Origin of the sequence: Lysobacter sp. (assembly GCA_013141175.1) — a bacterium.
Classification (GTDB): Bacteria; Pseudomonadota; Gammaproteobacteria; order Xanthomonadales; family Xanthomonadaceae; genus Lysobacter_I.
In genome coordinates, this window is record JABFRN010000001.1 from 2,561,588 (window position 1) to 2,583,650 (window position 22,063).

General features: G+C 66.5%; 19 protein-coding genes and 1 tRNA gene. 18 read left to right on the forward strand and 2 right to left on the reverse strand.

All coding sequences use genetic code 11. The features are described from left to right. The 7 genes from HOP03_11235 to HOP03_11265 all read left to right on the forward strand — a co-directional run bounded on the left by HOP03_11235 (position 1) and on the right by HOP03_11265 (position 8,000). Positions 1–1,098: an acetylornithine deacetylase gene (locus HOP03_11235; GenBank protein ID NOT88744.1), complete on the forward strand. Its 1,098-nt coding sequence runs from the start codon at positions 1–3 to the stop codon at positions 1,096–1,098. Further along, positions 1,095–2,462, forward strand: a complete 1,368-nt coding sequence (locus HOP03_11240) for an acetylglutamate kinase (GenBank protein NOT88745.1) — start codon at positions 1,095–1,097, stop codon at positions 2,460–2,462. Before HOP03_11235 ends, HOP03_11240 begins: the two co-directional genes overlap by 4 nt. A 5-nt stretch (positions 2,463–2,467) precedes the next feature. Next, positions 2,468–3,085 carry a GNAT family N-acetyltransferase gene (locus HOP03_11245; protein ID NOT88746.1) on the forward strand — a complete coding sequence of 206 codons (618 nt, stop codon included), beginning with the start codon at positions 2,468–2,470 and terminating at the stop codon, positions 3,083–3,085. Then, entirely contained in the window at positions 3,082–4,044 is a 963-nt protein-coding gene (locus HOP03_11250; GenBank protein ID NOT88747.1) for an N-acetyl-gamma-glutamyl-phosphate reductase, read from the forward strand. Before HOP03_11245 ends, HOP03_11250 begins: the two co-directional genes overlap by 4 nt. Before the next feature lie 153 nt (positions 4,045–4,197). Further along, positions 4,198–5,484: an argininosuccinate lyase gene (gene argH, locus HOP03_11255; protein ID NOT88748.1), complete on the forward strand. Its 1,287-nt coding sequence runs from the start codon at positions 4,198–4,200 to the stop codon at positions 5,482–5,484. 22 nt (positions 5,485–5,506) lie between these two features. After that, the gene (gene proB / locus HOP03_11260; GenBank protein NOT88749.1) at positions 5,507–6,739 is read left to right on the forward strand and encodes a glutamate 5-kinase; all 1,233 of its coding nucleotides are present in this window, start codon (positions 5,507–5,509) and stop codon (positions 6,737–6,739) included. Then, on the forward strand, positions 6,732–8,000 hold the full coding sequence (locus HOP03_11265; protein NOT88750.1) for a glutamate-5-semialdehyde dehydrogenase: 1,269 nt from the start codon (positions 6,732–6,734) through the stop codon (positions 7,998–8,000). Before proB ends, HOP03_11265 begins: the two co-directional genes overlap by 8 nt. Positions 8,001–8,482: 482 nt before the next feature. On the opposite strand, the gene HOP03_11270 is transcribed toward HOP03_11265, so the two are convergent. Continuing rightward, positions 8,483–8,559: transfer RNA gene (locus HOP03_11270), tRNA-Pro, on the reverse strand. A 168-nt stretch (positions 8,560–8,727) separates the two neighbouring features. On the opposite strand from HOP03_11270, the gene HOP03_11275 reads away from it, so the two are divergent. The 11 genes from HOP03_11275 (at position 8,728) to HOP03_11325 (ending at position 19,879) form a co-directional block, all read left to right on the forward strand. Further along, the gene (locus tag HOP03_11275; GenBank protein NOT88751.1) at positions 8,728–10,149 is read left to right on the forward strand and encodes a histidine--tRNA ligase; all 1,422 of its coding nucleotides are present in this window, start codon (positions 8,728–8,730) and stop codon (positions 10,147–10,149) included. Then, entirely contained in the window at positions 10,146–12,041 is a 1,896-nt protein-coding gene (locus HOP03_11280; GenBank protein NOT88752.1) for an aromatic amino acid lyase, read from the forward strand. The genes HOP03_11275 and HOP03_11280 overlap by 4 nt, the downstream gene beginning before the upstream one ends. Before the next feature lie 286 nt (positions 12,042–12,327). After that, positions 12,328–12,654, forward strand: a complete 327-nt coding sequence (locus tag HOP03_11285; GenBank protein NOT88753.1) for a DNA-binding transcriptional regulator — start codon at positions 12,328–12,330, stop codon at positions 12,652–12,654. Positions 12,655–12,665: 11 nt separating this feature from the next. After that, positions 12,666–13,592: an ATP phosphoribosyltransferase gene (locus HOP03_11290; protein ID NOT88754.1), complete on the forward strand. Its 927-nt coding sequence runs from the start codon at positions 12,666–12,668 to the stop codon at positions 13,590–13,592. Positions 13,593–13,618: 26 nt separating this feature from the next. Next, positions 13,619–14,932 (forward strand): histidinol dehydrogenase, encoded by a 1,314-nt coding sequence (hisD, locus tag HOP03_11295; GenBank protein ID NOT88755.1) that lies wholly within the window; start codon positions 13,619–13,621, stop codon positions 14,930–14,932. Then, positions 14,929–16,053, forward strand: a complete 1,125-nt coding sequence (locus HOP03_11300) for a histidinol-phosphate transaminase (protein ID NOT88756.1) — start codon at positions 14,929–14,931, stop codon at positions 16,051–16,053. Before hisD ends, HOP03_11300 begins: the two co-directional genes overlap by 4 nt. Next, on the forward strand, positions 16,050–17,132 hold the full coding sequence (gene hisB / locus HOP03_11305) for a bifunctional histidinol-phosphatase/imidazoleglycerol-phosphate dehydratase HisB (protein ID NOT88757.1): 1,083 nt from the start codon (positions 16,050–16,052) through the stop codon (positions 17,130–17,132). The genes HOP03_11300 and hisB overlap by 4 nt, the downstream gene beginning before the upstream one ends. Before the next feature lie 11 nt (positions 17,133–17,143). Beyond that, positions 17,144–17,761, forward strand: a complete 618-nt coding sequence (gene hisH, locus HOP03_11310; protein ID NOT88758.1) for an imidazole glycerol phosphate synthase subunit HisH — start codon at positions 17,144–17,146, stop codon at positions 17,759–17,761. Then, a complete protein-coding gene (gene hisA, locus HOP03_11315; protein ID NOT88759.1) occupies positions 17,758–18,492 on the forward strand; it encodes a 1-(5-phosphoribosyl)-5-[(5-phosphoribosylamino)methylideneamino]imidazole-4-carboxamide isomerase in 735 nt (244 codons plus the stop codon). The genes hisH and hisA overlap by 4 nt, the downstream gene beginning before the upstream one ends. Continuing rightward, complete coding sequence (gene hisF / locus HOP03_11320; protein NOT88760.1) at positions 18,486–19,256, forward strand: imidazole glycerol phosphate synthase subunit HisF; 771 nt, start codon at positions 18,486–18,488, stop codon at positions 19,254–19,256. The genes hisA and hisF overlap by 7 nt, the downstream gene beginning before the upstream one ends. Positions 19,257–19,276: 20 nt before the next feature. Then, positions 19,277–19,879: a bifunctional phosphoribosyl-AMP cyclohydrolase/phosphoribosyl-ATP diphosphatase HisIE gene (locus HOP03_11325; GenBank protein ID NOT88761.1), complete on the forward strand. Its 603-nt coding sequence runs from the start codon at positions 19,277–19,279 to the stop codon at positions 19,877–19,879. A gap of 238 nt (positions 19,880–20,117) precedes the next feature. On the opposite strand, the gene HOP03_11330 is transcribed toward HOP03_11325, so the two are convergent. Continuing rightward, positions 20,118–21,953 carry a GGDEF domain-containing protein gene (locus HOP03_11330; protein ID NOT88762.1) on the reverse strand — a complete coding sequence of 612 codons (1,836 nt, stop codon included), beginning with the start codon at positions 21,951–21,953 and terminating at the stop codon, positions 20,118–20,120. Between the last annotated feature and the right edge of the window lie 110 nt (positions 21,954–22,063).

The following is a 22,063-nucleotide window of genomic DNA, read 5'->3' on the forward strand; positions in this document are numbered from 1 at the left end:
ATGCTTCCAGACATCCTCCGACATCTCGAAACGCTGGTGTCCTTCGACACCCGCAATCCGCCGCGCGCCATCGGCACCGGCGGCATCTTCGATTACCTGCAAGCGCAGCTGCCGGGCTTCGTTTGCAGTGTGACCGACCACGGCGCGGGCGCGGTGTCGATGCTCGCCGTGCGCGGCGCCCCGACGCGCGTCTTCAACGTGCATCTCGATACCGTGCCGTCCTCCGAAGCGTGGAGCGCCGATCCGCTGAAGCTGCGCGTCACCGATGAAAAGGCCATCGGCCTCGGTGCCTGCGATATCAAGGGCGCGGCTGCGGGTCTGATCGTCGCCGCGCAGGGTACCGCTGGCGATGCTGCATTCCTGTTCAGTACCGACGAAGAAGCCAACGACGCGCGCTGCATCGCTGCGTTTCTCGCCAGCGATCACGGGTTCACGGAAGCCATCATCGCCGAGCCGACGCGATGCGAAGCGGTGCTCGCGCATCGCGGCATCGCTTCGGTGCTTATGAAATTCCGGGGGTCGGCCGGACACGCTTCCGGTGCGAATGCGATCCATGCGAACGCCTTGCATCACGCGATGCGCTGGGGCGCGCAGGCGCTGGATCTGGTCGAAGCCGAATCGCATCGCCGCTTCGGCGGACTGACCGGCCTGCGCTTCAACATCGGCAAGGTCGAAGGCGGCATCAAGGCCAACGTGATCGCGCCGAGCGCCGAAGTGCGTTTCGGGTTCCGACCGCTGCCATCGCATGATATCGACGAACTGCACGCACGATTCCGCGCCTGCGCGACCGAGGATGCGTTCGGTCACTACGGGGAAACCTTCCGTGGACCGCCGCTGCCGGCCGGCGATGTCGCGGGCGCGGAGGAGCGTCGCCTCGCGGCGCGCGATCTCGCCGACGAACTCGGCTTGCCGATCGGCAACGCGGTGGATTTCTGGACCGAAGCCTCACTGTTCTCCGCCGCCGGCCTCACCGCATTCGTCTACGGCCCCGGCGACATTGCCCAGGCGCATACCGCCGACGAATGGGTCGCGCTCGAGCAGCTCGAACGCTACGCCGCTTCCATCATCCGCATTCTCGACGGAACCGTTTCGACATGAGCCCTGCTTTCCACAGCCGCGTCCTCGACCACAAGGTCCACGATCCGCAGACCCGGCAGACCATCGTCCGGCTGCTGTCGAGCATGGCCGGCGCGAAGGAGATTTCGCAGTATCTGAAGCGTTTTTCGCAATTGGATGCCGCGCGCTTCGCGCTGGTGAAGGTCGGCGGCGCGGTGCTGCGCGATGACCTCGATGCGCTGACCTCGTCGCTTGCGTTCCTGCAGGACGTGGGGCTCACGCCGATCGTGATCCACGGCGCCGGGCCGCAGCTCGACGAAGAACTGTCCGCCGCCGGCATCCAGAAGCAGACCGTCAACGGTTTGCGTGTGACAACACCGGAAGCGCTGGCGATCGTGCGCCGCGTCTTCCATGCGCAGAATCTGAAGCTGGTGGAAGCGCTGCAGTTGCAGGATGCGCGCGCGACCTCGATCGTCTCCGGCGTGTTCGAGGCCGATTATCTCGACCGCGACACCTATGGCCTGGTCGGCGAAGTGAAGCGGGTCGATCTTGCGCCGATCTACGCCAGTCTGCAGGCCGGTTCGATTCCGGTCATCGCCAGTCTCGGCGAAACCATCGGTGGCCAGATCCTCAACGTCAATGCGGACTTCGCCGCGAACGAACTGGTGCAGGTGCTGCAGCCGTACAAGATCGTGTTCCTCACCGGCAGCGGCGGGCTGCTCGACGGCGACGGCAAGGTCATCGATTCGATCAATCTCTCGACCGAATACGACGCGCTGATGGCGCAGCCCTGGATCAACGGCGGCATGCGCGTGAAGATCGAGCAGATCAAGCAGCTGCTGGATGCGCTGCCGCTGTCGTCGTCGGTGTCGATCACGCGGCCGGAAGAGCTCGCGAAAGAGCTTTTCACCCACAAGGGTTCGGGCACGCTGGTGCGTCGCGGCGAACGCGTGCTGCAGGCGACGCACTGGAGCGAGCTCGACACCGGACGCCTGCGTGGACTGATCGAATCCGCATTCGGCCGGACGTTGGTGCCGGACTATTTCGAACGCACCGCGCTGCATCGCGCCTACGTCAGCGAGAATTATCGCGCTGCGGTCATCCTCACCGAAGAGAACGGCCTGCCGTATCTCGACAAGTTCGCGGTGCTCGACGACGCGCAGGGCGAAGGCCTCGGTCGCGCCGTGTGGCAGCTGATGCGCGAAGCCCAAACGAAGCTGTTCTGGCGCTCCCGCCACGGCAATCCGGTCAACGCGTTCTACGATGCGGAAGCCGACGGCAGCGTGAAGCAGGAACGCTGGCGCGCCTATTGGTATGGCCTCGGCGACCTCGATCGCGAAGGCCTGGAGACGATCCGCTACTGCCTCGAACACTGTCGGCAGCGGCCGGCGACGCTGACGGACTGAAGACGATGGACGCTGTCTCGATCACGCCGATCTGGAGCACGCCGACGTTGATCGGTCGCCACGTGCGGCTGGAGCCGCTGCGCGCCGATCACGCCGATGCGCTGCGTGCAGCCGCCAGCGATGGCGCGCTGTGGGAGCTTCGCTATACGAGCGTGCCGGGGCCGGAAGCGGGCGAGGCCGAACGCTACATCGATATCGCACTCGCTGCGCGCGATGCAGGCCAGGTGTTGCCGTTCGTGGTGCTCGATGCCTCCGGTGACATCGTCGGCACCACGCGCTTCTACGACATCGATCGCGACGTGCCGAGGGTCAAGCTCGGCTACACCTGGTATGCGCAGCGCGTTCAGCGCACCGGGTTGAACACCGAGGCGAAGCTGCTGCTGATCGGGCATGCGTTCGCGCAGTGGGCCTGCGAATCGGTCGTGCTGGAAACGAGCCACGAGAATGTTCGCTCGCAGGCGGCCATTCTGCGCCTGGGCGCGAAGCGCGACGGCGTTCTGCGTGCGAACATGCGCCATCGCGACGGGACGCTGCGCGACACGCACGTGTTCTCCATCCTGCGCAGCGAATGGCCGGCGCTGCGCAGCCGCCTCGAACGCAAGCTTCAGGAGCGCAACGCATGAGTGCCGGAATGTTTCGTGTCGGGATCGTCGGCGCACGCGGTCATGTCGGCGCCGAACTGATCCGCCTGCTCGCCGCGCATCCGCGCTTGGAGTTGGCCTACGTCGGCTCGCGCGAACTCGACGGTCAGCGCCTTTCCGACCACATCGATGCCTATGCGGGCGAGCTGCGCTATTCGTCGCCTGCGAATGAAGTATTACCCTCGCTGGGTGCCGATGCCGTGGTGCTGGCGCTGCCCAACGGCAAGGCCGCCGCCTGCGTCGCCGCGTTCGATGCCGCGAACAAGAATCCGGTCATTGTCGATCTGTCCGCCGACTATCGTTTCGACGACGGCTGGTACTACGGCTTGCCGGAACTCACCCGCACGCGCTATCGCGGCGAGCGTCGGATCAGCAATCCCGGCTGTTACGCGACCGCGATGCAGCTGGCCATTGCGCCGATGCGCGATCTGCTGCAGGGCCCGGCGCAGTGCTTCGGCGTGTCCGGCTATTCCGGTGCAGGCACCGCGCCGTCGGACAAGAACGATCCGGACAAGCTGCGCGACAACCTGATGCCGTATGCGCTCACCGGCCACGTGCACGAGCGCGAAGTGACGCGTCAGCTCGGACATCCGGTCGAATTCATGCCGTACGTTGCGGCGCATTTTCGCGGCATCACCATGACCGTGAACCTGCATCTGACCGAAGCGACGACGCGCGACGCGGTGATCGCGCGCTACCGCGAGGCGTATGCGGGCGAACCTTTGGTGCGTGTGATCGACGAGGCGCCGTGGGTCAGCCGCATCGCCGGTCGGCATCACGTCGAGATCGGTGGCTTCACGCTGTCGGAAGACGGGCGTCGCCTCGTCGTGGTGTCGACCGAAGATAATCTGTTGAAAGGTGCGGCGACCCAAGCGCTGCAGAATCTTAATATCGCTTTTGGTCTGGATGAATGGACGGGCATTCCATTGGAGTTGCAATAAGATCTTTGTGTGTCATTCCGAATCCCGGTTCCATCGGATGAGGAATCCGCTTCCCGTTCATGGCATGCGGAGCAGAAGCAGGTCCCTCCGTCTGCTGCGCAGACGTTCGGGATGACAGATGGTTTTTTCACGTATCGCTATTGGAACTTCACCATGTCCGATCTTCTCTGGCAAAAACCCGGCGTGAAAGTGGATGCGCGCATCCAGACGTTTCTGGCGGGTCAGGACGTGATCCTCGATCGCGAATTCTTCCTGTTCGATATCGAAGCAAGTCGCGCGCACGCCGAAGGCCTGCTGCGGATCGGCATTCTCGCCGCCGACGAATTCGCCGGCATCACGGTGGCGCTGACCACGCTCGCCGAGGATTTCCGCAACGGCGACTTCGTGCTGGACGAGCGTTACGAGGACTGTCATTCCGCGATCGAATCGCGGTTGATCGAACGCCTCGGCGATGCCGGCCGCAAGATCCACACCGGTCGCAGCCGCAACGACCAGATCCTGGTCGCGACGCGGCTGTGGCTGAAAGATCGCCTCGCGCGTCTGCACGCGCTGTGCATCGAGTGCGCGGAGGTCGCATTGGCGCGCGCCGAGGCCGAAGCGTCGGTGCCGCTGCCGGGGTACACGCATCTGCAGCGCGCCGTGGTGTCGTCGCTGGGCATGTGGTGGGCGGCGTGGGCCGAAGGCTACATCGACGACGCGCAGCGCACGCGCGATACGCTGGCGTGGGTGGATGCCAATCCGCTCGGCAGCGCCGCCGGCTACGGCGTGAATCTGCCGCTGGATCGCGATCACGTCACCGCCGCGCTCGGTTTCGGCCGGCTGCAGGTATCGGCGGCCTATGCACAGCTGTCGCGCGGCAAGTTCGAGATGGCCGCGATCGAAGCGCTGGGTTCCGCGCTGCTCGATCTGCGTCGTCTGGCCTGGGATCTGAGTCTGTTCACCAGCGCCGAATTCGCGTTCGTGGCGCTGCCGGCGCAGTACACCACCGGCAGTTCGATCATGCCCAACAAGCGCAATCCCGATGTGATCGAACTGATGCGCGCGACCTACGCCAGCGTCGCCGCCGCGCGCACCGAGATCGAACAGCTGCTGTCGCTGCCGTCGGGCTATCACCGCGATCTGCAGTTCAGCAAGGGCGCGATCTTCCATGCCTTCGGTCGCGGTCTCGGCGCGCTGGAATTGTTGCCGGATCTTTTGCGCAATCTCGAATGGAAGACCGACGCGATGCGCGCCGCGCTTGATCCGTCTATGTATGCGACCGATCTCGCCGTCGATCTCGCGCGACAGGGGCTGCCGTTTCGCGACGCGTACAAGCAGGCCGCCGATCCGGCGCGATGGGCGCAGGGCGATCCCGATGCGAGCTTGAACGCGCGCGTCTCGCCGGGCGCTGCAGCGGATCTGCGGCTTGATCTGCTGCGCACACGATTGCGCAGCGCGTGAGATTTCATTGCCCGAGATCCGCATGAGCACCCGCATCGCCTTCGCCGAACAGACACTTCCTGCGTGGAAGCGTGCCGTGCTGAAAGTCGGCAGCAGCCTGCTGGCCGACGATGGCGGCCTGTCGCCGCGCAATGCGCAGCATCTCGCCGCGTTCGTCGAAGCGTGCCAGCAGCAGGGCAGGGAAGTGGTCATCGTGTCGTCGGGCGCGGTCGCCGCAGGCCGCGCCATGCTGCATGCCTCGCCGCGACCCGGCGCTGCGATGGCCGAACGCCAGGCGCTGGCTGCGCTGGGGCAAGCCAAGCTCATGGCGTTCTGGCAGGGATTCTTCGCAAGGCCGGTGGCGCAGGTGCTGCTGACCCACGACGACGTGCGCAATCGCCGTCGCTATCTCAATGCGCAGGCGACGCTGCGCGAGCTGCTGCGCTGCGGTGCGCTGCCGATCGTCAACGAGAACGACACCGTTTCTGTCGACGAACTCAAGCTCGGCGACAACGACACGCTCGGCGCGATCGTGGCTGCGCTGATCGATGCCGATGTGCTGTTCATCGCCACCGATATCGATGGTCTTTACGATCGCGACCCGCGCGCCCATGTCGATGCGCGGCCGTTGGCAGCGGTCGCCGATCCCGGCGACGACATCCTTGCGATGGCCGGCGGGGCGGGCAGTGCGGTCGGCACCGGCGGCATGCGCACCAAGATTCTCGCAGCGCAGCGCGCGGGCGCGGCCGGCATCGACACGGTGTTGTTCAACGGTACGCGCGCGGCGGTGGCGCATGCGTTGGGCGAGGGGCGGCTCACCGGCACGAGGCTGGTTGCCGGTCGCAGCCGCATCGCTGCGCGCAAGCACTGGCTGCGGCATGCGCCCGTGGATACGGATGCGGCGATCGTCATCGATGCCGGCGCTGCAGCTGCGCTGATCGATCGCGGCGCGTCGCTGTTGCCGATCGGCGTTGCCGATGCGCGGGGCGAGTTCCGTCGCGGCGATCTGGTCGAGATCGTGCTGGTCAATAGCACGCTGGTCGATAGCACGCTGGTCGATAGCACGCTGGTCGGAAGCATGCGCGTTGGCGGCGGGCGCACGCCGTGCGTCGCGCGCGGCGTCACCCAGTATTCCGCCGCCGACATCCGCCGGATCGCGCGCCGGCAGTCGCACGAGATCGAAGGCATCCTCGGCTACAACTACGGCGAGACCATCGTCCATCGCGACGATCTTTGCCTGCACGCATCGCATCCGAACGAGGCCGCCGATGTCTGATTCGACGATCCGCGCCCAGGCGTTGGCCTGTCGCGATGCCGCGCAAGCGGTCGCTGCGCTGTCCACCGATGCCAAGAACGCCTTGCTGCGGGCGATGGCCGATGCGCTGGAGGCCGATGCCGAGGCGATCCTCGCCGCCAATGCCGAGGATCTGCGTGCGGCGGAGGCGAAGGGCATCGGCAGCGCGATGCTCGACCGTTTGATGCTGGATCCGCAGCGGCTCGCGGGTATCGCCGATGCGCTGCGCGAAGTCGCCGCACTGCCTGATCCGGTCGGTCTGGTGACGCGTCGCGATGTGCGGCCCAACGGCATCGCGATCGAGCGCGTTCGCGTGCCGCTGGGCGTGATCGCCATGATCTACGAAGCGCGGCCGAACGTGACCGCTGATGCTGCGGCGCTTTGCATCAAGGCCGGCAACGGGGTGATCCTGCGCGGGGGGTCTGAGGCTGTCGGATCGAATATGGCGATCGTCGGCGCGCTTGAGAGCACCCTATGCGCGCACGGGATTCCGGCGGCGGCGATCACGCTGATCGACGATCTGCGCCGCGAGGCGATGGTGGAACTGCTGCAGCTCAACGACATCATCGATCTGGCGATTCCACGCGGCGGCGAGGGCCTGATCCGCTTCGTCGCCGAACACGCGCGGGTGCCGGTGATCAAGCACTACAAGGGCGTCTGCCATCTGTACGTGGATGCCGCCGCCGATCTCGATCTCGCGCTGGACCTGCTGCTCGACGGCAAGGTCGCGCGGCCCAGCGCCTGCAATGCGCTGGAAACGCTGCTGGTGCATGCGGAGGTCGCCGCCGATTTCCTGCCGCGCGCCGCCGTGATGCTGCGCGAACGTGGCGTCGAACTGCGCGGCGATGCCCGCAGCTGCGCGTTGATCGATGCGAAACCTGCGAGCGACGACGACTGGGATGCTGAATTCCTCGACTTGATCCTCGCCGTGCGTGTCGTCGACTCGCTCGACGACGCCATCGCCCACATCCGTCGTCATGGCTCCGATCACACCGAAGTCATCGCCACCGGAGACGAAGCCGCCGCCGCACGCTTCGTGCATGCCTTGCGCAGCGCGGTGGTGATGGTCAACGCCTCGTCGCGGTTCTCCGACGGCGGCGAGTTGGGCCTGGGTGCGGAGATCGGTATCTCGACGACGCGCCTGCATGCCTACGGGCCGATGGGCGCGGAGTCGCTGACCATCGAGCGGTTTGTCGTGCGCGGGGTGGGGCAGACGCGCAATCTGCGCCATGCCGGAGATTGAACGAAGCTGCATCCACTCCCTCCCTTTCGCGCAGCGAAGGGGGAGGAGTCAGACTTCAATGCCTCCGCGTGCAGCAACGGATCGATTGATTGGCAGTCACCGTTCTTTTACCCGTCATTCCCGCGAACGCGGGAACCCAGTGTCTTTGCGCTGCGCGGATGCTGGAAGTCACTGGATCCCCGCGTTCGCGGGGATGACGACGCTTTTTTGAAGCACTCGAAAAAAGTGGGGATACCTCAGGCCAGGCGCCACTCTCCTTGCGGAGGGCCGCTCTACCGCCCCGTGATTTTTGTAGACAACAAAAAAAGCCGACCCAGAGGCCGGCTTTGACATGAAGCAATTGGTCGGGGAGACAGGATTCGAACCCGCCCTCGACGATCCCTGCGCGCCGATGAAGTGATGCCGCGCGGGCGGCTGATCTACTCACCGTCGATCCGACAACAAAAAAGCCGACCCAGAGGCCGGCTTTGACATGAAGCAATTGGTCGGGGAGACAGGATTCGAACCTGCGACCTCTACGTCCCGAACGTAGCGCTCTACCAGACTGAGCTACACCCCGACATTGCAGCCGGTCATTCTAAGGACTCGCCTCCGGTCCGGCAACCCCGACGGACGCGTTCAGGCGGACTGGGCCGGTTTCGGGACCGGGCGCCTGTCCGGAAGGGCGGTCGCCGGGCCGGCCACCCGGTAAACTTGCCCGCATCTGCTGCATGCCCCGGAGCTTCACTTGATCAAGCCGCGTACCCCGCCTGGCGTCCTCGAACTGCTGCCGCGCGACCAGATCGCGTTCCAGCGGATGCTGGACACCATCCGCCGCACCTTCGAGCGCTTCGGCTTCCTGCCGGTGGAAACGCCGGTGATGGAGCTGTCCGAGGTGCTGCTGACCAAATCCGGCGGCGAAACCGAGCGGCAGGTGTATTTCGTGCAGTCGACCGGCGCGCTGGACAAGGAGCGGGATGGATCGTCGCGGCACGCCATGCCCGAAATGGCCCTCCGCTTCGATCTGACCGTGCCGCTGGCGCGCTATGTGGCCGAACACGAGCACGACCTCGCGTTTCCGTTCCGCCGCTACCAGATGCAGCGCGTGTATCGCGGCGAGCGCGCGCAGCGCGGCCGGTTCCGCGAGTTCTACCAGTGCGATATCGACGTGATCGGCAAGGACGCGCTGAGCACCCGCCACGATGCCGAAATCCCGGCGGTGATCGCTTCGGTGTTCGAGTCGCTGGCGATCGGCGAATTCACCATCCAGTTCAACCACCGCAAGCTGCTGCGCGGTTTTTTCGAAGGCCAGGGCATCGGCGACGGCGAGCGTCAGGCGTCGGTGCTGCGCGAGATCGACAAACTCGACAAGCGTGGCGAACCGGCGGTGCGCGCGACGCTGATCGGCGAGGGTTTCGAACTCACGCCCGAAGTGGCGGATAAGCTGCTCGCGTTCTCGCGCGTACGCGCCACTGGTCACGATGCCGCGCAGGCGGCGCTGGATGCGCTGGGTGCGGGCACGGCGATGTTCGAGGAAGGTCGCGATGAGCTGCGCGAAGTCCTGCGCCAGCTGCGCGCGCTGGGCGTCGCCGACAACCGTTTCGCGCTGAACCTGTCGATCGCGCGCGGCCTCGATTACTACACCGGCATCGTCTACGAAACCACGCTCAACGCGAATCCGGAGATCGGTTCGATCTGTTCCGGCGGCCGTTACGAAAATCTCGCCAGCCACTACACCAAGTCGAAGCTGCCGGGCGTGGGTATTTCGATCGGTTTGACGCGGCTGTTCTGGCAGCTGCGCGAAGCCGGGCTGGTGGCGACCGCCGACAGCTCGGTGGATGCGCTGGTGTCGCTGATGGATGACAGCGGCCTTGAAGCTGCGCTGTCGCTGTCGCAGAAACTGCGCGCGGCCGGTCTCAATGTCGAAACGCAGCTCGAACCGCGCAAGCTCGCCAAGCAGATGCAGTACGCCGATCGCGCGGGGATCCGTTTCGTGGTGATCCGTGGCGAGGACGAAGTCGCGCGCGGTACGGTCGCGGTGAAGGATCTGCGTCGCGGCGAGCAGTTCGAGGTGGCCGAGGCCGACCTCGCGCGCACGCTGCTGGTCGAACGCGAACAATGGCGTGCGTTGCCACCGGCCGCTTCTACCCCCACTGAGGTCAAAGCATGAAGCCGATCCGACTCGACGGCCGTTCCTTGACCCGCGACCGTCTGGTCGAAGTCGCTTACGGCGCGCAGGTGATGCTGGACGAGGGCGCGCTGCGCAACGTCGCGCACGCCGCCGCGTTCCTGGCCGAACAGGTGCGTCGCGAAGAGCCCATTTACGGCGTGTCGACCGGCTTCGGCAGCAACGCCGACAAGCTGCTCGGCGCGCACCCGCTGCGCGATGAACTGCCGGGCGCCACGCCATCGGGCCGCTCGCTGCACGAAGAACTGCAGCGCAATCTGATCATCTCGCACGCGGTCTGCGTCGGCGAACCGTTCGCCGCCGACGTCGTGCGCGCGATGCTGTGCATCCGCATCAACACGCTGCTGCGCGGGCATTCCGGTATCCGCGTGGAAACCCTGCAGTCGATGACCGCCATGCTCAATGCCGGCGTGGTGCCGGTGGTGCCGCAGCTGGGTTCGGTCGGCGCGTCGGGCGACCTCGCGCCGCTGTCGCATCTGGCCATAGTGCTGCTCGGCGGCGGCGAAGCCTTCTACGGCGGCGAACGCCTGCGCGGCGACGAAGCGCTGAAGCGCGCGGGCCTGACCCCGGTGACGCTGTCGTACAAGGAAGGTCTGGCGCTGAACAACGGCACCGCGCAGATGCTGGCGACCGGCGTGCTGGCGCTGCATCGCATGGAAGAACTGCTCGATACCGCCGATCTGGCCGCCGCGATGACCATCGACGCCTTCGCCGGCCGTCTCGGTGCGTTCGCCGAGGAAGTGCATGCGCTGCGACCGCATCCGGGCCAGGTCGAAGTGGCGGCGAATCTGCGCGGCCTGCTCGCCGGTTCCACGCTCGCCGATATTCCGTACCACCTCGTGCCGAAGTTCCGGCCGTGGCTGCCGCAGAGCTGGGATACCGATGAATCGCAGGCCTTGAGCTTCGACATCGGCTGGGAGTGGGTGCCCACTTCCCAACGCCACGGCCGCGAAAAATTCTATCGCCGCTTCAAACCGTTCCGCGGCGGCAAGAAGCACCAGCCGCAGGACAGCTATTCGCTGCGCTGCATCCCGCAGGTTCACGGCGCGGTGCGCGATGCGGTGGCGCAGGCCAAGCGGGTGTTCGAGATCGAGCTGAATTCCGTCACCGACAATCCGCTGGTGTTCCCGGACGCGCGCGCCGAGCACGTCGAGCAGCAGGTGATCTCCGCCGGTCACTTCCACGGCATGCCGCTGGCGCTGGCGATGAGCTATGTGAAGGCGGCCATCCCGGTGCTGGCCTCGATCAGCGAGCGCCGGCTCAACAAACTCGTCGATCCCGCGACCAACGATGGCCTGCCGCCGTTCCTGATCGGCAATGAAGATGCCACCGAATCCGGCTTCATGATCGTGCAGTACACCGCTGCGGCGATCGTCAACGATCTCGCCAGCCGCGCGCATCCGGCGTCGGTGTATTCGATCCCGACCAGCGCCAACGCCGAGGATCACGTGTCGATGGGCGCCAACGAAGCCCGGCACGTGCTGTCGATGGTCGACGATCTCGGCAAGGTGCTGGCGCTGGAGCTGATCACCGCCGCGCAGGCGCTGGATCTGCGCCGCGACATGATCAACGCCGCGCGCGATCTCGCCGATCGCGCCGATGCCGTGGAGCTTGCGGCGAAAGTGCAGGGCGGCCCGCAGTCCGTCGACGACAGTCATGCGGATTTCCTGGCCGAAGTCGAAGCGCTGCGCGTCGAGCTGTCGGCCGCCGAACCTTTCCACCCGGGCCGGGCGGTGGCCGCCGCGCACGAGGCGATCCGCGCGCGGGTGCCGTTCCTCGAACGCGACCGCGCGCTGGATGTCGATCTCGCCGCCGCGATGGTGCTGGTCCGCGAGGGCAGCGTGCTGGCGGCTGCGCATGCGGTGAACGACTGAGCAAACCCAAGCCGCGCTGCGGCATTGCCCCTGTGGGAGCGACGGAAGTCGCGAAGCCCGCTAGCTGGTAGAACTCACCACATGCGCAATCAGACAACATCGAACGCGCGCATTGTGGTTACAGACCCCGTGATTGTTTCATCGCCGCGGGCTGCGCGACTTCCGTCGCTCCCACAGGGCGGCAGAGGTCTTCCGCTATGTCCAACGGCAGGTTTGCCCGGTTGACAGATACGACGCGCATCTCTAATGTATTAGCACGTTAATACATTGATTCGCCCGATCCTCCATGAAACAACGCCCCCAGCCCGTTCCCGACCGCGACGCCGAGGCCGCCCTCGACGCGCTGTCGCGTGCGCTGGCGGGGCTGTCGAAGCCGGGGGCGGTGCGTGCGTTCCTCGTGGACCTGTGCACGCCGGCCGAACTCGAAGCCATGGCCGACCGCTGGAAAGTGGTGCCGCTGCTGCTCGAAGGCGTGCCGTATCGCGAAATCCACGACCGCACCCTGGTCAGCGTCACCACCATCGGCCGCGTCGCGCGCACGCTCGAACGCGGCGCCGGCGGCTACGGCCTTGCCATCGAACACCAGCAGCGACCGAGCGGTCGCCGCGCCTGAGGATTCCACCCATGCAACGTACTTCCGCCGCCACCGAGCGCGATCGCCTGCGCATCGCCATCCAGAAGAGCGGGCGGCTCAGCGAACCCGCGCTGGCGCTGCTCGCCGCCGCCGGCCTGAGCTGGCAGGAGAGTCGCGACAAACTGTTCTACTACGGCGAATCGCTGCCGGTGGACCTGCTGCTGGTCCGCGATGACGATATCCCCGGGCTCATCGCCGATGGCGTCTGCGACCTCGGCATGGTTGGACGCAACGTGTTATTGGAACAATCCTATGAACGCGAGTCGCGCGGCGCGCCGCCGGCGTTCCGCGAATGGCGCGCGCTCGGCTTCGGCCGTTGCCGGCTGATGTTCGGCATTCCCGCCGAGTGGACGTGGGCGCCGGAGACGCAATTGCCCGGCAAACGCATCGCGACGAGTTATCCCGCGCTGCTGGCGCGCTGGCTGTCGGACCGCAGCATTCCCGCCGACGTGGTGACCATGTCCGGCTCGGTCGAGATCGCGCCCCGACTGGGACAGGCCGATCTGGTCTGCGATCTGGTGTCCAGCGGCGCGACCCTCGTCGCCAACGGTCTGAAGCCGATCGAGGTGGTGCTCGACAGCGAAGCGGTGCTCGCCGGCCCGGCCGATGGTTTCAGCGATGTGCGCGCGGGGATCGCCGATCTGCTGCTGCGCCGGCTCGACGGCGTGATGAAGATCCGCGACAGCAAGCTGCTGATGTTCCAGGCCTCGCGCGCGGTGTTGCCCGGGCTGATGCAGTTGCTCCCGGACGCCGAACCGCCGACGGTGATGGCGCTCGACGGTCACCTTGACGGCACCGGCGATGTCGCCCTGCAGGCGCTGTGCCATGGTGTGATGACGTGGCAACGGCTGGAGGATCTCAAACGTGCCGGCGCGCGTGGTTTGATGGTGGTCCCCGTGGAAAGGATGCTCGCATGAACGCTCCGCTCGCCAACAGAATCGGCCTGAATCTGCTGACCTGGGACACCCTGGACGATGCCGGCCGCCGCGCCGCGTTGCGCCGGCCCACGCAGGACTCCGCTGCCGCCGTGCGCCTGGGCGTGGGCAAGATCGTCGCCCGGGTCCGCGCCGACGGCGATGCCGCGCTGCGCAAATTCTCGCGTCTGCTCGACCGCGCCGCGCTGGATGTGTTCGAAGTCACGGTGGAGGAATTCCTCGCCGCCGAGGCGTCGCTGGATCCGACCCTCAAGGCCGCGATCATCGACGCATCGCAACGCATCGATGCCTTCCATCGCGACGGCGGCACGACCGAATACGCGATCGAAACCGCGCCCGGCGTGCAGTGCAGGCGGGTGGTGCGCCCGATCGCGCGCGTCGGCCTGTACATTCCCGCCGGCAGCGCGCCGCTGCCCTCGACGATGCTGATGCTGGGCGTGCCCGCGCGCATCGCCGGCTGCGAGGAAGTCGTGGTCTGCACGCCGCCGCGCGCCGACGGCACGGCCGATCCGGCGGTGCTGTTCGCCGCGAGCCAATGCGGCGTGCGCCGGGTCTTCAAACTCGGCGGCGCGCAGGCGATCGCTGCGATGGCGATCGGCACCCAGAGCATTCCCGCCTGCGACAAGCTGTTCGGCCCCGGCAACGCCTGGGTGACCGAAGCCAAGCGCCAGGTGTCGACCGTGGAGGGCGGCCCCGCCATCGATATGCCTGCGGGGCCTTCGGAACTGATGGTGATCGCCGATGGCGGCGCCAACCCGGCGTTCGTCGCCGCCGATCTGCTGTCGCAGGCCGAGCATGGCCCGGATTCGCAGGTGATCCTGCTCAGCGACTCCGATGTGCTGATCGCGCACGTCGCGCGCGCGCTGGTGATCCAGCTCGCACAGCTGCCGCGCGCCGGAATCGCCCGCGAAGCGCTGGCGCAGTCGCGATTGATCCGCGTGGCGACGATCTCCGATGCATTCGATGTCAGCAATCGCTACGCGCCGGAACATCTGATCCTCGCGCTGCGCGAGCCGGATGCGTGGCTGGATCGCGTGCGCGCGGCGGGTTCGGTGTTCCTCGGCGATTACGCCGCGGAAGCGGTGGGCGATTACTGCAGCGGCACCAATCACGTGCTGCCGACCGGCGGCGCAGCGCGCGCGTGGAGCGGGCTGTCGGTGGCCAGTTTCCAGACCGCGATCAGTGTGCAGAGCGTCTCGGCCGAGGGTCTGCAGCGGATCGGTCCCAGCGCGATCCGGATCGCCGAGGCCGAAGGACTGCAGGCGCATGCCAACGCGGTGTCGATCCGCATCGCTGCGGCGGAGGCGGAAGCCGCGAAATGAGCGCGCCGTTCGCGACCCACCCGAAGCCCGGCATCCTCGATCTGGTGCGTGAGGATCTGCGTGCGTTCGCCGGCTACGCCTCCGCGCGCAGCCACGCGCTCGAAGGCTTGCCGCCGGGAAGCACGGTCTGGCTCAACGCCAACGAATCGCCGTGGACGAATGCCGCGGATACCGACGGTCTGCTGCGCCGTTATCCGCAGCCGCAGCCCGAAGCGCTGCGCGTGAGATTGGCCGAGGTCTACGGCGTACGTCCCGAGCAACTGCTGATCGGTCGCGGCAGCGACGAGGCCATCGACCTGCTGGTCCGCGCGCTGTGCCGCGCCGAACACGATCCGATCGTGATCGCTCCACCGGTGTTCGGGATGTACGCGGTCTGCGCGCGTCTGCAGGGCGCGCCGCTGATCGAAGCGCCGTTGCGCGAGCGACCGGACGGCTGGATGACCGATCTCGCCGCGATGCGCGACCTCGCCGTCGCGCGGCACGCGAAGATCGTGTTCCTGTGTTCGCCCGGAAATCCCACCGGCGAGCTGATTCCGCTCGCTGCGGTGCGCGCATTGGCCCAGGCGCTGGCCGGACGTGCGCTGGTGGTGGTCGACGAGGCCTACATCGAATTCGCCGATGCGCCGTCGGCGGCCACGCTCATCGATGCGTATCCGAACATCGCCGTACTGCGCACGCTCTCGAAGCTGCATGCGCTGGCCGGCGCGCGCATCGGCTGCGTGCTGGCCGATCCGGCGCTGATCGCGGTGCTGCGTCGCTGCCAGGCGCCGTATCCGGTGCCGCAGCCCTGCGCCGAACTTGCGCTGCGTGCGCTGGAGCCGGCAGCGCTTGCGGAAGCGTCCGCGCGGGTCGTAACGATCCGCGCCGAACGCGAACGGATGTTCGCGATGCTGCCGCAACTCGATGGCGTACGCGTGGCGTACCCGAGCGCCGGAAATTTTCTGCTCGCACGATTCGACGACGCCGAAACCGCGTATCGGCGTCTGTTGGCCGCGGGTGTGGTGGTGCGCGACATGCGCGCCACGCCGGGGCTCGGCGACGCGCTGCGGATCACGGTGGGCTCGCCCGATGAAAACGATGCGGTGTTCGCAGCGCTGAAGCCGGCGGAGGTTGCGGCATGAGCGCGACGAAGCCGATCCTCTTCGTCGACCGCGACGGCACGTTGATCCGCGAGCCGGCCGATTTCCAGATCGATGCCTACGACAAACTCGCCTTCGTCGATGGCGTGATTCCGGCGATGCTGCGCCTGCGCGACGCCGGCTACGATTTCGTGATGGTGACCAACCAGGACGGGCTCGGCACCGAAGCGTTTCCGCAAGCCGACTTCGACGGCCCGCATGCGCTGATGCTTCAGATCTTCGAGAGCCAGGGCATCCGCTTCCGCGATGTGCTGATCGACCGCAGTTTTCCGCATGAGAACTCGCCGAACCGCAAGCCGGCGCTGGGCCTGATGCAGCCGCTGCTGCGCGATCGCAGCATCGACTGGGCGCGCTCGGCGATGGTCGGCGATCGCGAGACCGATATCCAGTTCGCCGCGAATCTGGACATCCGTGGTTTCAAGCTGAAATCGCCGCAGTTCGGCGACGGCGTCGACTGGGCGCATATCGCGCACGTCCTCGTCGATGTACCGCGCACCGCGACGATCGAGCGAAAAACCAAGGAAACGCGGATCGTGGTCGAAGTCGATCTCGACCGCGAGGCCGAACCCGACGTGAAGACCGGACTGGGTTTCTACGACCACATGCTGGAACAGTTGGGCAAGCACGGCGGTTTCGCGCTGCGGCTGCGCTGCGACGGCGATCTGCATATCGACGAGCACCACACCGTCGAGGATTGCGCGCTCGCGTTGGGGCAGGCGTTGCGCCAGGCGCTGGGCGACAAGCGTGGTATCGGCCGCTACGGCTTCACCCTGCCGATGGACGAAGCGCAGGCGAGCGCGACGCTGGACTGGTCCGGGCGCCCGCACTTCGTGTTCGACGGTGCGTTCAAGCGCGAGAAAGTCGGCGACCTCGCCACCGAGCTGGTGCCGCACGCGTTCCGCTCGCTGTGCGAAACCGCCGGGCTGAATCTGCATCTCTCCGTACGCGGCGACAACGACCATCACCAGATCGAAGCCTGCTTCAAGGCGGTCGCACGCGCGCTGCGGCAGTCGTTCAAGCGCGAAGGCGATGCGCTGCCGAGCACCAAGGGAACGCTGTGAGTGGCGATGGTCTGGTCCTGATCGATGCCGGCGGCGCGAACCTCGGTTCGGTGCGCTATGCGCTGGGCCGGATCGGCGCACGGCCGCGTCTCGTGCGCGATGCCGATGAACTGGGTGCGCCGGAACGGATCATCCTGCCGGGCGTCGGCGCCGCCGCACCGTCGATGGCGCTGCTGCGCGCGCGCGGGCTGGATGCCGCGCTGCGCGCCAGCACGGTGCCGCTGCTCGGCGTCTGCGTCGGCATGCAATTGTTGTTCGAGTCGTCGGAAGAGGGCGATGTCGATTGTCTCGGTCTGCTGAAGGGCCGCGTGCGCAAACTGTCCGGGGGCCCCGGGCTGCGCGTGCCGCATATGGGCTGGAACCGGTTGCGCAAGCGCGTCGATGCGAACGGCGACGGCTCGCCGCTGCTCGATGGCATCGACGACGGTGCGCACGCCTATTTCGTGCACAGCTACGCGGTGCTGGTCGACGACGAGACCGATGCCTGCGTGCTCGCCGAAAGCGATCACGGCCAGCGCTTCGCGGCGGTGGTCGGCAGCGGCAAGCGCTACGGCGCGCAGTTCCATCCCGAGCGTTCGTCGGCAGCCGGCCTGCGACTGCTCGACAATTTCCTGAAGCTTCCCGCATGACCTTCGTTCCCTATCCCGCCATCGATGTCCGCGACGGGCGCGTCGTGCGCCTGCAGCAGGGCGATTACGATCGCGAAACCCGCTACGCCGACGATCCGTTCGCGGTCGCGATGCGCTATGCCGATGCCGGCGCGCGCTGGCTGCATCTGGTCGATCTCGACGCTGCGCGCGCCGGTGGCTATACGCTCGCGCCGCTGCTGCGCAGGATCGCCGACGACGGTCGCCTGCGGGTGCAGACCGGCGGCGGCGTGCGCGACGAGGCGGCGGTCGCATCGATGCTCGAACACGGCGCATCGCGCGTGGTGATCGGCTCGTTGGCGGTGCGCGAACCGGCCTCGGTCGAAGCCTGGCTGAAACATTACGGCGCGGAGCGCATCACCATCGCGCTCGATACCCGGCAGGACGAGGCCGGCGCATGGCAGCTGCCGATCCACGGTTGGACCGAACGCGCGGAACTCGATCTCGATGCCTGTCTGCGCCGCTATCGAGACGCCGGCGCGAAGCATCTGCTGTGCACCGACATCGCCCGCGACGGGATGATGCGCGGCCCGAATATCGATTTGTATCGAACGATCGTGGCGCGGGGAGAAGGCTTCGCGCTGCAGGCCAGCGGCGGCATCCGTGATGTCGCCGATATCGTCATGGCCCGCGAGGCCGGCTGCGCGGGTGCGGTGCTCGGTCGTGCGCTGCTGGAAGGCGGCATGACCATCGAGGAGGCGCTGGCATGCTGAGTGTGCGGATCGTGCCGTGCCTGGATGTGCGCGACGGACGCGTCGTCAAGGGCGTGCGGTTCCGCGATCACGTCGACATGGGCGATATCGTCGAACTGGCGTGCCGCTATCGCGACGAAGGCGCGGACGAGCTGGTGTTCTACGACATCGGCGCGAGCCCGGACGGTCGCGCGGTCGATGTCGATTGGGTCGAACGCGTGGCTTCGGTCATCGATATCCCGTTCTGCGTCGCTGGCGGCATCCGCAGCGTCGACACCGCGCGGCGGGTATTGTTCGCGGGCGCCGACAAGGTGTCGATCAACACGCCGGCATTGGAGCGACCGGAGTTGATCACCGAAATCGCCGACGCCTACGGCAGCCAGTGCGTGGTGGTCGGCATCGATTCGATGCGCGATGCCGACGGCGTCTGGCGCGTGCGCAGCTACACCGGCGATCCGGACAAGACCCAAGCGCTGCGCAAGTCCACGCTCGACTGGGTGCGCGAGGCGCAGGCGCTGGGCGCAGGCGAGATCGTGCTCAACTGCATGGACAGCGACGGTGTGCGCAAGGGATACGACCTCGAACAGCTCAAGGCGGTGCGCGCGATCTGCCATGTGCCGCTGGTCGCGTCCGGCGGCGCCGGTGCGATCGGACATTTCGTCGACGCGTTCCGCGAGGCGGACGTCGACGCCGCGCTGGCGGCAAGCGTCTTCCACTCCGGCGCGATCGCGATCCCGGAACTCAAGCGCGCACTGCGCGCGCAAGGCATCGAGGTGCGGCTGTGAACGAGAACCCCTCCGTCGAGATACCGGAGCTCGATATCGATTCGCTCGCCTGGGACAAGCAGTCCGGACTGCTGCCGGCGATCGTGCAGGACGCGGATTCGCGCCGCGTGCTGATGCTGGGCTACATGTCGCGAGAAGCGCTGGTCAGGACGATCGAATCGGGGCAGGTCACGTTCCACAGCCGCAGCAGGCAGCGGCTGTGGACCAAGGGCGAAAGCAGCGGTCATGTGCTGACGCTGGTGGGACTCGAAGTGGATTGCGACAACGACACCTTGCTGGTGCAGGCACGGCCGCAGGGGCCGACCTGCCATCTAGGCACCGTGAGCTGTTTTCCGAATGCACCCGGCGATGTGCTCGGCGATCTGGATGCGCTGATCGCCAGGCGTGCGGTCGATCTGCCCGCCGGCAGCTACACGACGAAGCTGTTCGAGAGCGGCATCAAGCGCATCGCGCAGAAAGTCGGCGAGGAAGGGCTGGAAACCGCGCTGGCGGCGGTGGTGGAGGACGACGACGCGCTGCTGGGCGAAGCGGCGGATCTGCTCTATCACCTGGTCGTGCTGCTGCGCGCGCGCGGGTTGGATCTCGATGCCGTGATGCAAACATTGGCGAAGCGACGCAGTTGACAGGGTGTGCCTTCGGCCTGAGCTCTCCCTGCTTCTTCGGGTATTCCAAAATAACGTCGTCATCCCCGCGAACGCGGGGATCCAGCGACTTTCAAGCTTCTGCGCAGCAAGACCCTGGGTTCCCGCGTTCGCGGGAACGACGAGTGAAAGAACGGCTACCGCCGATCAATCGATCCGTTTGATTTTTCTGAAGGGAAAAGCGTGGGCACCTCAGGCCGAAGGCGCACCCGATGTGCTGTCACGCCGCCGTGATCGACGTACGCACGCAATCCCGGCCGTTGGCTTTCGCGCTGTACAGCGCCTGATCCGCCACCGACAGCGCCGCGTCGGAATCGATGTCGGCGTCCGGCTCGACCGTGTGCACGCCGATGCTCGCGGAGACGCGCAGGCGGTGTTCGCCGCTGGCGCATGATTCCTCGACCAGCCGCTTGCGGACGTTCTCGGCCACGCTGACCGCGCTGCGCAGATCGTGCCCGGGCAGCACGGCCACGAATTCCTCGCCGCCGAATCGCGCCAGCAGCGAGGTCTCGTGCACGCGCAGCGACTGTCCGATCCGCTGCGCCGCCCAGCGCAGGCAGTCGTCGCCGGCCAGATGCCCGTATTTGTCGTTGATCGATTTGAAATGGTCCAGATCGATCATCAGCAGCGACAGCGGCTGCTTCTGTTCGCGCGATTCCTTCAGCAGCAGCTCGAAGTTTTCGTGGAAGTGGGTGCGGTTGTAGAGGCCGGTGAGACCGTCTCGACGGCTGGAATCGCGCAGCCGGCGATGCGCGTCCTCCAATTGCATCAGCGTGCTGCGCACTTCCTGGGTGCGCTGCGCGACCTTGCGCTCCAACTGCAGATTGGCTTCGGCGGCGATGCGCTCGTTCTCGTTGCGCAGCGACGCGTAGCGGTAGCTCAATGCGATCGACAGCAGCAGCATTTCCAGCGCCGAACCGATCTGCACGCCGTATTCGGTCATCATGTTCTTCGGCAGCAGGCCGAAGGCGAGCGCGGCGATCATCGCGGCGCCGGTCAGGAACACCGCCCACGCGACCAGGAACAGCCGTGCCGGCATGTAGCCCCGTCGCAGAACGACGATCGCGACCGTGACCGTCCACAGCACGCTGACGATCACTGCGCGCGTCGCCCACGGCGTGGCGATGCGATACGGCAGCCACAGCGCTGCGATGGCCAGCAGCACGCAGACGGCGATGACGCACAGGCTGACGATGTTGCCGCGCGGGAACCGCTTGGGCAGCTCCAGGAAGTTTCGCGAAAACTGCTGCATGCCGACGATCGCCATGCAGATCGACAGCGGCACCGCGACATTCGCCAGCCACGGACTGTTCGGCCAGAGATGCTCGAAGCTGTAACCGTTGAGCGTGAACAACACCAGGCCGAACGCGGTGATGTGGAACAGATACCAGAAATAGCTGGCATCGCGCAGGGTGATCCAAAGCACCAGGTTGTAGACGAACAGCGCGAGCAGGATGCCGTAGTACACGCCCATCACGAACTGCGAGTCGCGCGAGAGCGAGGTGAACGCGGCCGGCGTGTACAGCTCCAGCGGCACCTGCATCGAACTCTGGCTCTGGGTGCGCACCAGCAGGTCGATGGCTTCGCCCGGCGGCAGCGCGATCCGGAAATTCGGATGGCGATAGGAAATGCTGCGCGCCGAGAACGGCAGCGCGTCGCCGCTCGCGTGATGGACGACATGCCCGTCCGGATAGCGCAGATACACATCGACGCGGTCGATCAACGCGAAGCTCTGCACCAGCATCCAGTAGGGTTCGCCGGGATTGCGGTTGACGACCCGGGCGTGGAACCAGTACGCGCCCTGCTGGAATCCGAAGGCGGTCTTGCCGTTGGGCACACGCTCGAAACGACCGGCGGCGATCAGCCGCCATGCATCGTCGGCGGAATCGACCGCGCTCTTGTCGTGCAGATAGCTGAGGTAAGGGGTGAGCGGCAGCGCATCGGTGCGGTCGTCCAATTCCGCCGGTGGCGGATTGGCCGCCGGGCAGCCGATCGCGAACAGCATCGCAATCGTCGCCAGGGCGGTTGCCCACAACCAGGTGCGTCTAAACGGCATGCATCTCCCCCAGTGATCCGGATCAGCGCGATGTTACTGCAGTCTGGTGGGAGGATGCCGTTACGACGGGCGCCGATGGGAAGGCATAATCCTGTACTGGCCCGGGCAGT

What these genes read in the sequence shown, in the direction of transcription:
- HOP03_11235 (NOT88744.1), top strand. Translation starts at nt 1, where the DNA reads ATGCTTCCAGACATCCTCCGACATCTCGAAACGCTGGTGTCCTTCGAC.
- HOP03_11240 (NOT88745.1), top strand. Translation starts at nt 1,095, where the DNA reads ATGAGCCCTGCTTTCCACAGCCGCGTCCTCGACCACAAGGTCCACGAT.
- HOP03_11245 (NOT88746.1), top strand. Translation starts at nt 2,468, where the DNA reads ATGGACGCTGTCTCGATCACGCCGATCTGGAGCACGCCGACGTTGATC.
- HOP03_11250 (NOT88747.1), top strand. Translation starts at nt 3,082, where the DNA reads ATGAGTGCCGGAATGTTTCGTGTCGGGATCGTCGGCGCACGCGGTCAT.
- argH (NOT88748.1), top strand. Translation starts at nt 4,198, where the DNA reads ATGTCCGATCTTCTCTGGCAAAAACCCGGCGTGAAAGTGGATGCGCGC.
- proB (NOT88749.1), top strand. Translation starts at nt 5,507, where the DNA reads ATGAGCACCCGCATCGCCTTCGCCGAACAGACACTTCCTGCGTGGAAG.
- HOP03_11265 (NOT88750.1), top strand. Translation starts at nt 6,732, where the DNA reads ATGTCTGATTCGACGATCCGCGCCCAGGCGTTGGCCTGTCGCGATGCC.
- HOP03_11280 (NOT88752.1), top strand. Translation starts at nt 10,146, where the DNA reads ATGAAGCCGATCCGACTCGACGGCCGTTCCTTGACCCGCGACCGTCTG.
- HOP03_11285 (NOT88753.1), top strand. Translation starts at nt 12,328, where the DNA reads ATGAAACAACGCCCCCAGCCCGTTCCCGACCGCGACGCCGAGGCCGCC.
- HOP03_11290 (NOT88754.1), top strand. Translation starts at nt 12,666, where the DNA reads ATGCAACGTACTTCCGCCGCCACCGAGCGCGATCGCCTGCGCATCGCC.
- HOP03_11300 (NOT88756.1), top strand. Translation starts at nt 14,929, where the DNA reads ATGAGCGCGCCGTTCGCGACCCACCCGAAGCCCGGCATCCTCGATCTG.
- hisB (NOT88757.1), top strand. Translation starts at nt 16,050, where the DNA reads ATGAGCGCGACGAAGCCGATCCTCTTCGTCGACCGCGACGGCACGTTG.
- hisA (NOT88759.1), top strand. Translation starts at nt 17,758, where the DNA reads ATGACCTTCGTTCCCTATCCCGCCATCGATGTCCGCGACGGGCGCGTC.
- hisF (NOT88760.1), top strand. Translation starts at nt 18,486, where the DNA reads ATGCTGAGTGTGCGGATCGTGCCGTGCCTGGATGTGCGCGACGGACGC.
- HOP03_11330 (NOT88762.1), bottom strand. Translation starts at nt 21,953, where the DNA reads ATGCCGTTTAGACGCACCTGGTTGTGGGCAACCGCCCTGGCGACGATT.